Raw genomic sequence first — 13591 nt, 5'->3', positions numbered from 1 at the left:
CGTCCTGGTTCCCCGAGCAAACACGAGGTGACAAGGATGACCAGTAGAGGTCAGTGGCGGCGTCGAGACTTCTTCACGGTGGGCGGGATCGCGCTCGCCGCTGTTGGGTTGGCCGGGTGCACTCGCTCCGGCGATCCCCGCAGCGGTGGTGGTGGCGACGGGGGGCAAAGCACCCTGCAACGGCTCCGGGAGCAGGGCTATATCAGCGCGGGCTTCGCCAACGAGCAGCCCTATGGCTACACCAACGACGAGGGAGAGCTGACGGGGGAGTCGGTGGAACTGGCCAAGGCCATCTTCCCCGAATTGGGCATCGACGAGGTCCGCGGCGTCCAGGTGCAGTGGGACGGGCTGATCCCCGGGCTGACCGCCGGCCAGTTCGACTTCGTCGCCGCCGGCATGTTCATCACCCCCGACCGCTGCGAGGAAGTCGCCTTCTCCAACCCCGAGTACCAGGCCACCACCGCGTTCATGGTCCCCGAGGGCAACCCCGCCCAGCTCAGCGACTTCCAGAGTGTCGCCGACAATTCCGATGTCACCTTGTGCGTCCTCAACGGCGCGGTCGAGCAGGGCTACGCCGAAGAGTTGGGGGTGCCCGCCGACCGGATTCAGCCGGCCCAGGACCAGGCATCCGCCTACGAGTTGCTGGAGACCGGCCGGGTCGACGCGATCGCGCTCACCAGCATCTCGCTGCGCTGGCTACTCAAACAGCGCGGCGGCGACTTCGAGGTCACCGAGGGGTTCATCCCGATCGTCGGCGACCAGCGGCAGAGTAACGCCGGCGCTTTCGCCTTCCAACGGGGCGAGACCGAGTTGATCGACGCGGTGAACGACAAGCTGGCGGAGTTCAAGGACAACGGCAGGCTGTTGGAGATCCTGCGCCCCTTCGGGTTCACCGAGAACGAGCTTCCCGGCGACCTCACCGCCGAACAGTTGTGCCGGGCGTGAGGGGCGCGGGGCTTACATGGCGGCGTTGAGCGACTGGCTCGCCGGGATCGCGGGCTATCTGTACGACATCGTGCTCTTCTTCGTGGATCGACTCCCGCTGTATCTGGAGGGCGCCTATTACACGCTGGTGATCACGCTCGGTGGCTGCGCCCTGGCGTTCGTATTGGCCATGATCGTGGGCGTCATCGGCTCGACCGACAACCCGGTGGGGCGGGTGGTCGCCAACGTCTACGTGGAGTTCTTCCGCGGGGTCGCGGCGCTGGTGCTGATGTTCTGGCTGTTCTACGGGCTGCCCAACGTCACCCCCTACCAGTTGGCTCCGGTGTTCGCCGCGATCTTGGCGTTGGGGCTCAATGTGGGCGCCTACGGCGCCGAGAACGTGCGGGGCGCGATCAAGGCGGTACCAAAGGCCCAGTACGAGGCCACCGTCGCGTTGAACCTGCGGTGGTTCCAGCGCATGCGGCTGGTCATCCTGCCACAGGCGTGGGCGCAGATGCTGCCGACCTTCGGCAACCTCGTCATCGAGCTGATGAAGGGCAGCGCCGTGGTCGCTCTCATTGCGATCTCGGATCTGACCTTCGTGGCCCGCCAGCAGAGCAGTGCCTCGGGCCAGACGCTGGCGGCCTTCGCCAGTGCGCTGGTGATGTACTTCGTTATCGCCCAGACGTTGCAGTTGGGCGTGCGCGTGCTGGAGCGGCGGGCCAACCGCAAGCTCGGTCGGCTCCCGGCCCGAGGGCGCTCACCGCGTCCGCCGCGCTCGCCACGCTCCCCGCGTTCGCCGAAGGTCCGTGCGGTCGGGGGTGTGCGATGACGTGGGACTGGCAATTCACGTTCGACCTCCTGCCGCCGCTGCTGGTGGGGGTGGGCTACACCGTTCAGGCCACCGTCCTGGGCTATCTGCTCGCGCTGGCCGCGGGGCTGGCGGTGGCCCTGATCCGCCGTCTTCCCGGTATCGGCCGAGGGGTGTTCTGGGTGATGGAGTTCATCCGGTCCACGCCGCTGCTGGTGCAGTTGTTCCTGGCGTTTTACGTGCTGCCCGATGTCGGGATCGTGCTGAGCCCGATGGTGACCGGGGTGATCACGCTCGGAATCCACTACGCCGCCTACACCGCCGAGGTGTACCGCTCCGGGATCGAGGGGGTGCCCAGGGGGCAGTGGGAGGCCAGCCGAGCACTGAGCCTGCCCCGCTACCGGGTCTGGGGTGCGATCGTGCTGCCGCAGGCCGTGCGCAAGGTGATTCCGGCCCTTGGTAACTACCTCATCGCGATGTTCAAGGACACGCCGTTGCTGTTCGCGATCACCGTGCCGGAGATGCTGTCGGTGGCCCAGCGGCTGGGTTCGCAGCAGTTCCGCTACTTCGAGGCGATGACCATGGTGGGGTTGTTCTTCGTCTTGGTCAGCGTGCCCTCTGCTCTCCTCTTCCGCTATCTGGAGCGACGCTATGCAGCAGTCTGACGGTTTCGAGGCCATGGCGCCGGAGGCCGGCACCGCCGGGCGGCCCTTCATCAACTTCGACCGGGTCGTCAAGCGCTACGGCGACAACGTGGTGCTGCGCGAACTGGACTTCGCCGTCACGGCGGGGGAGCGGGTCACCCTGATCGGCCCCAGCGGATCGGGGAAGACGACGATCCTGCGGCTGCTGATGACGTTGGAGCGCGTCGACGGCGGCGTCATCTGGGTCGACGGCGAGCCGTTGAGCCATGTCTACAAGGATGGCCGGCTCATGTCCGCCGGGGAGAAGCACATGCGTCGGATTCGGCGCAAGATCGGGATGGTCTTTCAACAGTTCAACCTGTTTCCCAACATGAGTGTCCGGCGCAACGTGACCGAGGCGCCGGTCCACGCGCTCGGGCTGTCGCGCGACGAGGCCGACCAGCGGGCCGAGGAGCTCCTCGACATGGTGGGACTGGGCGAAAAGATCGACCAGCACCCCACCCAGCTCTCCGGGGGGCAGCAGCAGCGGGTCGCGATCGCGCGCGCCCTCGCCATGCGCCCGGAGATCCTGCTGCTCGACGAGGTCACGTCGGCGCTCGACCCCGAGTTGGTCTCCGGCGTGCTCGACGTGCTGCGCGAGATCGCTGAGAACACCGATATCACGATGCTGTGCGTCACCCACGAGATGCAGTTCGCCAAAGACGTCTCGCATCGGGTGTTGATGTTCGACCACGGCCAAGTTGTCGAGGAGGGAACGCCGGAACGCATCTTCAACGACCCCCGCGAGGATCGGACTCGCTCCTTTCTCAAGGCCGTTGTGGAGGCCTGACCGTCGAGGAGCCGCGTGCCTCGGGCGGGGAGGAGGGGCGCGCCTCGTTCTCCCCGCCCACGGCGGGCGGGGCCGCGCCTGCTAGCTATGGGGTATGGCACGCTTGCTCATCGTTCACCACACTCCCTCACCTGCCACCCAGGCCATGCTGGAGTCGGTTCTGGAGGGGGCGGGCACCGACGAGATCGAGGGCGTCGAGGTGGTCAGCCGGGCCGCTCTGGGAGCCACGCCGGTTGATCTGCTCGCCGCCGACGCGGTGATCCTGGGAACCCCCGCCAACATCGGCTACATGTCGGGGGCGCTCAAGCACTTTTTCGACACCGTCTACTACCCCTGCCTGAGCGACACCGTCGGGTTGCCCTACGCGCTCTACGTCCACGGCAACAGCGACACCACTGGTGCCGTGCGCGCTGTGGAGTCCATCGCCACGGGGATGGGGTGGCGTCGGCACCGTCCGCCGGTCACCGTCACCGGCGAGGTCACCCGCCGGCAGCGCGAGGCCTGCTGGGAGTTGGGTGCTGTGACCGCGCTCGCCGCTGCCGAACGGGCCCAGGGAACATGAATCGCGACATACCGTAATCGTTTACATCCATTGGGTTTCTTTCGGGGCAGACTGGAGGCTGATCTCGGGGAGCGGGAAGTGGATGTGGCGAGAAAGACAATCCTGTGGGGTGGGCTGGCCGTATTCGCGCTCGCCCTCGCGGTGACCGGGTATGCGCTGCTGACCACTGGCTTGGCTCCGTTGCCCCCTGTGCCGTTCACCGTGTGGTTGCCGGTGGGGGTGGGGCTGCTCCTGCTGTCGCTGATCACCCCGCCGGCTCGCAGCGCCGAGCTGGAAGCGCGGGTGCGCCACGCTATGGCCCCCCACTCCGTCGAGCGGGAGTTAGGTTATCTCGCCTTCTGCCTGGCCGGCTTCATCTTGGGGATGATCGGTCTTTCCGGGCTGCTGGGCCTGCTCTACGGCAACATGGCCAACCTCGCCGCGCCAGCGGTGCGGCTGCTGTTCCTGCTCTTCATCCCCTTGCTCCTCGTCGACTGGGCCCAGGTCGGGCGGGCGGGGGACCGTCCGACGATCCCGCGTATCGCCATGGCGGTAACCGAGCCGTGGCGCTGGCTGGGGCTGATCGCGGTGCTGGTCGGTGTGGTCCTCCTCGCTTCGGCGGTCGACCTGGCCACGATGATCGCCGATCGAGCCCTCCCGGTCGGCCTGCTCGGCATTGTCGTCACCATCAGCGTCCCCGAGGAGATCTTCTTCCGGGGGATGGCACAGACGCGCCTGGAGATTCTGGTGGGCCGGTGGAGCGCCGTCCTCCTGACGTCGCTGTTCTTCGCTGCGACCTATGCGGCCATGGGTACCGATGTGGATGTGGTGCGCGGGGAGGCGACGCTGCTCCACGGCGACCTGTTGCGCGCGATCGCCACCTATGGAGTCTGGGGGGTGTTCTACGGCTACTTGTGGTCGTGCTACCGCAATATATGGCTCAACATCATCCTCCGCTCCTGCGTAATCGCTCTCATCACTATTCCGCTCCAGCATCCGCCTGGATGATTGCTTTTGCTTGTGACCAGCGGTTTCGTGGGGAAGAGCACGGAAAGCGGCAGGCGGGGTGGCGGGGCCACGCGCGGCACCGAGGGGTCGCGGCAGCGATCCGGCCACAAAGGGGTGGGGAGATGCTCGGGCAAGGGGCGCGCCGGACCATCCTGCTTGTCGGGGCGGTGGTGTTCGTCGCGGCGGGCGGCTACCTCTATGTCACCGACCACACCGTCGTCACCCAGGCACAGGGCCGGGTGAGTAACCCGATCTGGACGTTGTGGCTGCTCGTCGCCGTCAGTGCGGCGTGTGTGCGGCTGCTGCCGTGGCGGGCGCCTGACGCTGTGCTCATGAGCCGGGTGCGCACTGCCATCGCCGGCCACGACGTCAGGCGCGAGATGGTGGTGCTGTTGGGCTGTCTGGCCGGCGTATACCCGCTCTACTGGATGCTCAGCCAGTTATTGGCGCTGGTCGATCCCAAAGTGGCCGTCTTGGCCTACTTCACGGCCAAGGTTGTGTTACTGCTCATCGTGCCGGTGGTGTTCGTGGGCAGTAGCGGCCTGCTGCGGCGGGGAACGGGCGGCGCCGACCTGATGGAGCTGGTCACCTCCGTCACCGACGTGTGGCGCTGGGCCGGTCTGGTCGCCTTCGCTGCCTACTTCTACCTGCATTTCTTCGCCCCGTGGGCCATGGCGGTACCCGCGCGGGACCGGCTTCCCGAGGACTATGCGGCACTGCTGGAGGTGCTGCTCGTGTTGGCTACGGCCGCGCTGCTGGAGGAGTTCTTCTTCCGTGCCCTGCTGCAAACGCGGCTGGAGCTGCTGTTGGGGCGCTGGTCGGCGATCGTGGTCACCTCGCTGTTGTACGCGCTGGCCAGCCTCATCGCTGCTGAACCGCCGGCCGGGCCGCTGCTGGCGGTGGCTATGGCGGTGGCAGTGCAAGGGGCGGCGGGGCTGCTGTACGGCTACCTGTGGTCGCGCTACCGCAACATCTGGGTCAACTTCCTGTTCCACGCCGGGGTGAGTGTGCTGGCGATCTACCCCGAGCTGACTGTGGGCGGCGCCCCGGGTTAAGCCCGCCATAACGGGTAATGGTCAACAGAACCAACGGATATGGTCGTCTGACTTTCCCCGTGGCTGAGAGGAGACCGCCCAGCGCCATGACCGATCCACTCATCGCTGAAGACCTGCTGCTTGTCGCCCACGCACCTGATACCGGTCGCCCCCTGACCGACGCGACGCGGCTCACCTGCGGTCTGGCCGGAGCGCTCCTAGCCGAGTTGGCTCTGCTGCAACGGATTACGATCGAAGGGAAGCACCTGGTGGTGGAGCCCTCCCACCCAGACACCGGTGACTCTGATCTCGATCCTGTCCTCCACCAAATGGCCGCCCCGTCGCGCCGACGCAAAACCAAGGACTGGGTGCAGCGGTTGCAGTCGGGTCGGCTGCGCAACCGGTTGCTGCAACGCGCTGTGGCCGGCGGACTGCTGCGGTCCGGTTCCTCAACCGTGCTGGGGATCTTCCCGGTGCGCCGGTATCGGCCGGTGGCTGTCGACCGTCGCGAGCAGTTGGTAGCCGAGCAGCGCGGGATGCTCACCGGCGAGTTGACCCCCAACTCGCGTGGAGTCGCGCTGTTGGCGTTGATCAGCGCGGTGCACCTCGACGGCAAGCTCTTCCCCGATCTCCCCCGCGCGCAACGTCGCCAGATGACGAAGGCGGTTCTCCGCGACGACCGGATCGGTTCGGCGGTGCGCGAGGTCATCCAATCCATCGAGATGGCCGCCGCTGCCGCCACGGCGGGTGGCGCCGCTGCCGCGGGGAGCGGCGCGTGATGAAACGGCTCGCCATTATCGCAGGTTATGGTGTGTTTCCAGCGGTAGCTGGTGCGGCTTGTGAGAAATTTATCGACTTCTCTGCTCGTTCCGATAAGGATAGAAGGGTATAGACCACGGTGAAGTAGTCATATGGGAGCTACTCCGGCGTTCGCCGACGTTCATGGATATGGGGGACTCTGCTGACTGTGAGCGTGGAATCGGTTCATAAACCACAAACCGGTGACGGCCTGCCCGGGGATAGATTCCTGGACCGGGAGGAAGGGTGGCTGCGGTTCAACCAGCGCGTGCTGGAACTCGCGGAGGACACGGACATCCCCCTCCTTGAGCGGACCCGCTTCCTCGCCATCTTCGCCAGTAACCTCGATGAGTTCTTCATGGTGCGCGTGGCCGGTCTCAAACGTCGCCTGGCCACCGGGGTCGCCCTCTCCTCGCCGAGCGGTCACCATCCGCGTGCCCTGCTGGAACGCATCGCGGAGGTCACCCACGAGCTGATGCTGCGCCACGCCCAGTGCTTCCACGAGTCGGTTTCGCCCAGTCTGGTCAAGGCCGGCATCCGCATTGTGCGCTGGAACGAGCTGAGCGAGGCCGAGCGCCAACACATGCAGCGGTTCTTCCGCCGCTCCATCTACCCCGTCCTCACCCCCTTCGCCGTCGACCCCGCCCACCCCTTCCCCTACATCTCGGGGCGCTCCCTCAACCTCGCCGTCACCGTCCGCGACCCCCACACGGGCCGGCGCATGTTCGCCCGGATCAAGGTGCCTTCGGTGCTGTCGCGTTTCATCGACCTGGGCGAGGACCGCTTCGTCCCGGTGGAAGACGTCATTTCGGCGCACCTGCCCCAGTTGTTCGAGGGCATGGAGATCCTGGAGCACCACGCCTTCCGGGTTACCCGCAACGCCGACCTCGAAGTCGACGAAGACGAGACCGACGACCTCGTGCAGTCGCTGGAGAACGAGCTGCTGCGCCGAAGGTTCGGGCCGCTCGTGCGGTTGGAGGTCGAGGAGACGATCTCGGAGTCGGTGCTGGAGATCCTCAGAGAGGAGCTGGGCGCCGAGGAGGAGGAGATCTACCGGGTTCCCGGTCCCCTCAACCTGGCGGGCCTGGACCAGATCGCCGACCTTGACCGGCCGGAACTGAAGTACTCCCCCATGGTGCCGGTGGAGCCGCGCTCGCTGACCCAGGAGGATTTCTTCGCCACGCTGCGCGAGCGAGAGCTCCTCGTCCAGCACCCCTACGAGTCGTTCGCCACGACCACGGAGCGGTTCATCGCCCAGGCGGCCACCGATCCCAAGGTGGTGGCGATCAAGCAGACCCTCTACCGCACCAGCGGGGACTCTCCCATCGTGGAGTCGCTCATCGAGGCGGCCCGCGCCGGCAAGGAGGTCGTGGCGCTGGTCGAGATCAAGGCGCGCTTCGACGAGCGCAACAATATCCAGTGGAGCCGCAAGCTTGAGGACGCCGGCTGCCACGTCGTCTACGGGGTCGTGGGTCTGAAGACCCATTGCAAGCTCGCTCTTGTCGTCCGCCAAGAGGAAGACGGCGACTTGCGCCGCTACTGCCACGTCGGCACCGGAAACTACAACCCCAAGACGGCCAAGGGCTACGAGGACATGGGCCTGTTCAGCGCCGAACGCGAGGTCGGCGAGGATCTCAGTGACCTGTTCAACCACCTCACCGGCGTCTCCCGCAAGAAGCACTACCGTCGACTCCTGGTGGCGCCGCACGGGCTGCGCCAGGCGCTCATGCGCCAAATCCAGCACGAGATGAACAACCACCTCCAGGGCAAGCCGGCCCGTATCCGGATCAAGGTGAACTCCTTGGTCGACGAGGAGATCATCGACGCGCTCTACGACGCCTCGCGCGTGGGGGTGCCCATCGACCTGTGGGTGCGGGGCAGTTGTGTGCTGCGCCCCGGCATCCCCGAGCTCTCCGAGACGATTCGGGTGCGCAGTATCCTCGGCCGGTTCCTGGAGCACTCGCGGGTCTTCATCTTTGAAAACGGTGGAGAGCCGCAGGTCTACATCGGTAGCGCCGACCTTATGCCGCGTAATCTCGACCGTCGGGTCGAGGCCCTGATCCGGGTCGTCGACGCCGGACAACGGATGCGACTGGTGGGAATGATGGATCTGGCGATGGCCGACAGCACGTCGTCGTGGCACATGGACCCCGACGGGAACTGGACCCGATTCACCCACGACGCCGCGGGGACGCCGCTGTTGGACTTGCAGAACACGTTACGGGGAGATCGGCATCTACGGGTCGTCGATGCCTGAATACGCGGACGGGCGACCGGTCACCGTCACCAGCGCCTTCCCCAACCAGGCAACCGCGCCGGGCGGCTACATGGAGCCCATACGCGCCGGCGGGGCGGTGCTGTGGCGCGAGATCGACACCGAGATCGAGGTCGCGCTGATCCACCGCCCGGACCGTGACGACTGGACGCTGCCCAAGGGCAAACTGCGCAAAGGCGAGCACATGTTGACCGCCTCTGTGCGCGAGGTGACAGAGGAAACAGGGGTACGGCCGTTCCTGGGGCGGCGGCTCCCGCCACAGCGCTACCTCAAGGACGGCTGGCCCAAGCAGGTCGAATGGTGGGCCGCCACCCCGGCGCGGGGACAGTCCTCCTTCACCCCCAACGAGGAGGTCGACGCCCTGGAGTGGGTGGGCCTGATCGAGGCCCGGCAACGCCTCACCTATGACCACGACGTGCAGGTCCTCGACAACTTCGTCGCCGGGCCGGCCCGCACGGCTCCCATCATCCTCCTGCGCCATACCTCGGCCGGCGAGAAACAGAACTGGCCCGACAACGACCTGCTGCGCCCCCTCGACGAGACGGGGCGCGCTGACGCGCTGGCCTTGGCCGACGTGCTCGCCGTCTACGCGGTGCCCCGGGTGGTCACCTCGGCCGCGGCGCGCTGTTCGGAGACGGTGCTGCCCTACGCCGTCAGCAACGACGCCGAGGTGCGCACGGAGCGGTTGTTCACGGTGGGCGCGCTGGACGCCGGTCCCGAGTCCTTCGACCGAGCCGGCGCCCAAGCGGAATTCGTGTCCCTAGTCGGCGAGCGCCGTCCCACCATCGTGTGCACCCACGGCGAGTTGATCGCCGACCTCATGCGTGCGGCGCTGGACAAGCTCGGCTCCCCCGTATCGCAGCAGCTCACCCTCCGCAAAGGCACATTCTGGGTGCTGCACGTCTCGGTGGAGAACGGGTCGCTGGCCGCGATCGAGCGGCACCGAGCCAGCGAGTGAGTCACGCCCCCTTTTTTCCGCCTGAACGATTCAGGTTGAGGATATGGGGCCGTCGTGTGTCCAATGGTCCCCGATAAGCCCCCGGAGCGGGGGGTTGCGGCGGGGTGTGGTGGTGCTGGCCTGAGGAGAGTATGGGGGGTTTCCCGTCGTTCGTGCCTCGATCGCTGCGCGATCTCGGCAGCCTGAGGTGGGCTGGGGTCGAGGTGGGGCGGATACCGCATGAGGGGGCTGTGGCGGGGGTGGGTGTGGCGGCTCAACGCCTTGTGGGGCCCTCGGCCACCACCCTGACAGGGATCGCCGCCTACCGCCGTATCCCCCGCCGCAGTGGGGCCGTCGTGGTGGGAGCGTTTTGGGTCATGCGGGAGCGTGCCGCAGCGGGGCCCGTGAAGCGGGTCCTGGGGCGCAGCATCATCGCGCGCGACCGCGACATCCCGTGCGGCAGCGACGTTTCCTCACCCCTGGGCTGTCCATCGTTTCCGCTCACCCCCAGCCACAGCGCCCCTTCAAGCTGCCGAGATCGCGCAGCGATCGAGGCACGAGCGAACGAAGAACACCCCCCACAGCCCCCACACCCCAGCCGCCCGAACAACAGAACCTAGGCGGGGTAGCAGGCCACCTCTGCGGCCTTGACCGCGGCCCACACCCGGTCGCCGACGTCGGCGCCCAACTCGGCCAGCCCGGCGGGAGTGATGTCGGCGCTGAGCGCCACCTCGCCGCGCAGGTGCACCCGCACCTGATCTCCCAACCGGTCGATGCCCTCGACGGTGACCGGCCACATGTTGCGCGGGGTGCCCTCCGGCGGTTCCCGGAACAGGGCCACGGCGCTGGGGGGAAACGCCACGAACACCTCGCCGCTGTGCGCGCTCGCGGTGACGATGCGGGGGACCGCTGCCTGGGCCAGCGCCACGTGCGTCCCCGACGCCGTTCCCCGGTACAGGTTGAGCCCGACCAGGCGGGCGACGTAGTCGGTGCGGGGCCATCGGGCGATATCGGCGGGCGGGCCGTCCTGCACTACGGAACCGTCTTCGACCACCGTCACCCGGTCGGCGAGCACCATCGCGTCCAGTGGATCGTGGGTGACCAGCACGGTCGCTCCGCCGAACCCGGCGAGGTGGCGGCGCAGCTCGGAGCGCACCGTGACACGGGTGTGGGCATCCAAGGCGGCCAGTGGCTCGTCGAGCAGCAACAGCCGTGGCGCTACGGCCAGCGCCCGCGCCAGCGCCACCCGCTGGGCCTGGCCTCCCGACAGCGACCGCGGTCGGGCCGCTGCGTAGTTGGCCAGCCCCACGCGCTCCAGCAGCTCCGCGGCCCGGGCGCGGGCCTCGCGCCGGCGCACTCCTTGGCAGCGGGGGCCGAACGCCACGTTTTCCAGCGCGCTCAGGTGCGCGAACAGGAGGTAGTCCTGGAAGACCATCCCGATCGGGCGGCGTTCGACCGGTGCCGTGGTCACGTCGGTGCCGTCGAGGTGGATGTGGCCGTCCACGATGGGGGTGAGGCCGGCGAGTGCGCGCAGCGCCGTGGACTTGCCGGCCCCGTTGGGGCCCAGCAGGGCCACGACTTCGCCGGGGGCTACGGTCAGGTCGAGGCCGAGCCGGAAGGCGCCGCGGCGGACCAGGAGCCGGGCCGCCAGGGCCGGCGGGCTGGGGGTGGGGGGCGTGGAATCGGTCATCCCGGGCTCACCCACCGGTCCCGGAGGGTTACCAGGATCAGCAGGGACACCACCAGCAGCACCAGGCTCAGCACGATCGCGGCATCGGGACTGTCCTGCATGGCCAGGTAAACCGCCAGCGGCATGGTCTGGGTGCGGCCGGGGAAGTTGCCGGCGAACATGATTGTCGCGCCGAACTCGCCCAGGGCGCGCGACCAGCACAGTACGGCGCCCGCGACGATCCCGGGGCCCACCATGGGCAGCGTGACCCGGCGGAAGATCGTGGTGCGCGAGGCCCCGAGTGTGGCTGCGGCCTCCTCGTAGCGGCGGTCGGCGCCGCGCAGCGCCCCTTCCACGCTGACCACGAGGAACGGCATCGCCACGAACGTCTGGGCCACCACCACCGCCGCGGTGGTGAACGGTAGCGAGTACCCCGTCCAGGCGTAGAGGTACTGGCCGACCACGCCGGTGCGCCCGAGCACCAACAGCAAAGCGACCCCGCCCACCACGGGTGGCAGCACCAGCGGGATAGTCACCAGCGCGCGCACCACGCGCCGCCCCGGGAAGGCGACACGGGCCAGCAGCCACGCCAAGGGCACACCGAACCCCACCGAGAGCGCTGTGGCCACGGTCGCGGTCGTCAGGGACAGCCGGAGGGCATCCATGACCTGCGGCGTCATGAGCCGGGCCCCCAGGGTCGGCCAGGGTGCGCGGATCAGCAGTCCCGCGAACGGCAGAACGAGGAACACCAGCCCGATCAGGGCGGGCAGCAGCAGCGGCCAGGGCGGGCGCCCGGTGGCCACGCGCGGGCTCCGTTGCCGTCGGGGGCGGCCATCGCGGGTGAGGGACCGCGTTGCCGCCCGGCCGTCGTCGTTCACCGGCCACCTCCGGGGAGGGGGCCGGCCAGCGGCGCTGCTGTCTGGCCACGCCGTGGCCAGACAGCGGCTATAGCCGCGTCGACCTGCCGGGCGACGAGAGCGGCCGTGGCCGCCGCCCAGTGGCAAGGTGGCGGCGCTGGGCGGTCGCTGCGCGGAGGCTGCGGGAGGTCGGGGCGTGTCGCCGTAGTGGTGGGCGTGGCGGCGAAGGACAGCGGGCTCACGGCGTCTGGAACCCCGCGTCGGTGAGGAGCTCGCTGCCCGCCGGGGAGGTGACCGTGTCGAGCCACGCTTGGGCGAGCTCGGGGCGGGCAGTGTCGCTGAGCACCACGATCGGGTAGTCGTTGACCGCCGTCGTCGCCTCGGGGACGTCGATACCTTTCACCTGGTCGCCGGCGGCGATGACGTCGGTGCGGTAGACCAGTGCCGCGTCGACCTCGCCCAGTTCGACCTTGGTCAGGGCAGCTTTGACGTCTCTTTCCCAGGAAGCGGGCGCAACATCGAGTTCGGCCTTCGCCATCACCGTCTGCGACGCCGCTCCGCAGGGCACGTTCTCGGCGCACAGGGCGACGGTTGTGCCTTCGCGGGCCAGGTCAGCCAACTCGTCGACCCCGGCGGGGTTGTCGGGCGGCACCGCGATTTGCAGCGTGTTGCGTGCGAAGATCTGGGGGTCACCTGCCGCGCGTCCGGATTGGGTGACTAGGTCCATGGTGTGGGTGTCGGCTGAGGCGAAGACGTCGGCGGGCGCGCCCTGCTCGATCTGGGCGGCCAGGTCGGAGCTGCCGGCGAAGTTGAGTTCGACGTCGACACCGGGGCGCTCATCCTCGAACCGCCGTTCGAGGTCGCTGAACGCGCCCGTGAGAGAGGCGGCGGCGAACACGGTCAGCTTCTCCTGCCTGCTCTCGTCGGTCACCGGTCCGCAGGCGGTGGTGGCCAGCAGCAGTGTTGTGGCCAGGGCGGCGACGGTGCGCGAGGGTTCGCGCGGCCGGGCAGGGCTCGATGGGGCGGCCGGACCGGGAACCGAGGTGGGAAAAGCGTGCTGTGCTGTCATGACTCCTGGCTTTCGAGCCGTGGCTGGTCGCGACCGGCCGGGCGTCGTGGAGGTGCCGGCCGGTGGCGACCATGGTGGGCCGCTGCGCTTCACCCCCGCGGTTTTCTCGCTGACCCGGCTCCCCGCCGGGACCGTGGCAGCCATGCGGACAGCTCCGTGGTCTTGTGGCGCGCCCCTCACCGGCATCGCCAGGCT

Annotated in this window: 13 protein-coding genes; 10 read left to right on the top strand and 3 right to left on the bottom strand. The window is 68.3% G+C overall.

The genetic code is table 11. The features are described 5' to 3' along the window. The first annotated feature begins 36 nt into the window (after window positions 1–36). From ehuB to ABD848_RS16535, 10 genes are all read left to right on the top strand, one after another. Complete coding sequence (ehuB, locus tag ABD848_RS16580) at window positions 37–945, top strand: ectoine/hydroxyectoine ABC transporter substrate-binding protein EhuB (RefSeq protein ID WP_344972923.1); 909 nt, start codon at window positions 37–39, stop codon at window positions 943–945. A gap of 70 nt (window positions 946–1015) precedes the next feature. After that, complete coding sequence (gene ehuC / locus ABD848_RS16575) at window positions 1016–1756, top strand: ectoine/hydroxyectoine ABC transporter permease subunit EhuC (protein WP_344972977.1); 741 nt, start codon at window positions 1016–1018, stop codon at window positions 1754–1756. Then, on the top strand, window positions 1753–2400 hold the full coding sequence (gene ehuD / locus ABD848_RS16570; protein WP_344972921.1) for an ectoine/hydroxyectoine ABC transporter permease subunit EhuD: 648 nt from the start codon (window positions 1753–1755) through the stop codon (window positions 2398–2400). The genes ehuC and ehuD overlap by 4 nt, the downstream gene beginning before the upstream one ends. Continuing rightward, a complete protein-coding gene (gene ehuA, locus ABD848_RS16565; RefSeq protein ID WP_344972919.1) occupies window positions 2387–3208 on the top strand; it encodes an ectoine/hydroxyectoine ABC transporter ATP-binding protein EhuA in 822 nt (273 codons plus the stop codon). The genes ehuD and ehuA overlap by 14 nt, the downstream gene beginning before the upstream one ends. A gap of 94 nt (window positions 3209–3302) precedes the next feature. Beyond that, window positions 3303–3770: a flavodoxin family protein gene (locus ABD848_RS16560; protein ID WP_344972917.1), complete on the top strand. Its 468-nt coding sequence runs from the start codon at window positions 3303–3305 to the stop codon at window positions 3768–3770. Between the two features lie 84 nt (window positions 3771–3854). Further along, window positions 3855–4757 (top strand): CPBP family intramembrane glutamic endopeptidase, encoded by a 903-nt coding sequence (locus ABD848_RS16555; protein ID WP_344972915.1) that lies wholly within the window; start codon window positions 3855–3857, stop codon window positions 4755–4757. A 122-nt stretch (window positions 4758–4879) separates the two neighbouring features. Continuing rightward, a complete protein-coding gene (locus ABD848_RS16550) occupies window positions 4880–5812 on the top strand; it encodes a CPBP family intramembrane glutamic endopeptidase (RefSeq protein ID WP_344972913.1) in 933 nt (310 codons plus the stop codon). An 86-nt stretch (window positions 5813–5898) separates the two neighbouring features. Beyond that, window positions 5899–6570 (top strand): GOLPH3/VPS74 family protein, encoded by a 672-nt coding sequence (locus ABD848_RS16545; protein ID WP_344972911.1) that lies wholly within the window; start codon window positions 5899–5901, stop codon window positions 6568–6570. 188 nt (window positions 6571–6758) lie between these two features. Further along, window positions 6759–8846, top strand: coding sequence for an RNA degradosome polyphosphate kinase (locus ABD848_RS16540; protein ID WP_344972909.1), 2088 nt, complete (start codon window positions 6759–6761; stop codon window positions 8844–8846). Then, window positions 8839–9822, top strand: coding sequence for an NUDIX hydrolase (locus ABD848_RS16535; protein ID WP_344972907.1), 984 nt, complete (start codon window positions 8839–8841; stop codon window positions 9820–9822). The genes ABD848_RS16540 and ABD848_RS16535 overlap by 8 nt, the downstream gene beginning before the upstream one ends. A gap of 595 nt (window positions 9823–10417) precedes the next feature. Here ABD848_RS16535 and ABD848_RS16530 read toward each other — a convergent pair. The 3 genes from ABD848_RS16530 to modA all read right to left on the bottom strand — a co-directional run bounded on the left by ABD848_RS16530 (window position 10418) and on the right by modA (window position 13396). After that, window positions 10418–11491: an ABC transporter ATP-binding protein gene (locus tag ABD848_RS16530; RefSeq protein WP_344972905.1), complete on the bottom strand. Its 1074-nt coding sequence runs from the start codon at window positions 11489–11491 to the stop codon at window positions 10418–10420. Beyond that, window positions 11488–12273 carry an ABC transporter permease gene (locus ABD848_RS16525; RefSeq protein WP_344972903.1) on the bottom strand — a complete coding sequence of 262 codons (786 nt, stop codon included), beginning with the start codon at window positions 12271–12273 and terminating at the stop codon, window positions 11488–11490. Before ABD848_RS16525 ends, ABD848_RS16530 begins: the two co-directional genes overlap by 4 nt. 292 nt (window positions 12274–12565) lie before the next feature. Further along, window positions 12566–13396: a molybdate ABC transporter substrate-binding protein gene (modA, locus tag ABD848_RS16520; RefSeq protein WP_344972901.1), complete on the bottom strand. Its 831-nt coding sequence runs from the start codon at window positions 13394–13396 to the stop codon at window positions 12566–12568. Window positions 13397–13591: the final 195 nt, after the last annotated feature.

Origin of the sequence: Salinactinospora qingdaonensis, assembly GCF_039539445.1 — a bacterium.
GTDB lineage: Bacteria > Actinomycetota > Actinomycetes > Streptosporangiales > Streptosporangiaceae > Salinactinospora > Salinactinospora qingdaonensis.
The sequence above is the reverse complement of the archived record's forward strand: the minus strand, read 5'-3'. Positions and strand labels throughout refer to the sequence as shown.

Bases quoted from the DNA above. Each gene is read 5' to 3' on its own strand.
- ABD848_RS16560 (WP_344972917.1), top strand. From the start codon at position 3,303: ATGGCACGCTTGCTCATCGTTCACCACACTCCCTCACCTGCCACCCAG.
- ehuA (WP_344972919.1), top strand. From the start codon at position 2,387: ATGCAGCAGTCTGACGGTTTCGAGGCCATGGCGCCGGAGGCCGGCACC.
- ABD848_RS16535 (WP_344972907.1), top strand. From the start codon at position 8,839: ATGCCTGAATACGCGGACGGGCGACCGGTCACCGTCACCAGCGCCTTC.
- ehuD (WP_344972921.1), top strand. From the start codon at position 1,753: ATGACGTGGGACTGGCAATTCACGTTCGACCTCCTGCCGCCGCTGCTG.
- ABD848_RS16550 (WP_344972913.1), top strand. From the start codon at position 4,880: ATGCTCGGGCAAGGGGCGCGCCGGACCATCCTGCTTGTCGGGGCGGTG.
- ABD848_RS16530 (WP_344972905.1), bottom strand. From the start codon at position 11,491: ATGACCGATTCCACGCCCCCCACCCCCAGCCCGCCGGCCCTGGCGGCC.
- ehuB (WP_344972923.1), top strand. From the start codon at position 37: ATGACCAGTAGAGGTCAGTGGCGGCGTCGAGACTTCTTCACGGTGGGC.
- modA (WP_344972901.1), bottom strand. From the start codon at position 13,396: ATGACAGCACAGCACGCTTTTCCCACCTCGGTTCCCGGTCCGGCCGCC.
- ABD848_RS16545 (WP_344972911.1), top strand. From the start codon at position 5,899: ATGACCGATCCACTCATCGCTGAAGACCTGCTGCTTGTCGCCCACGCA.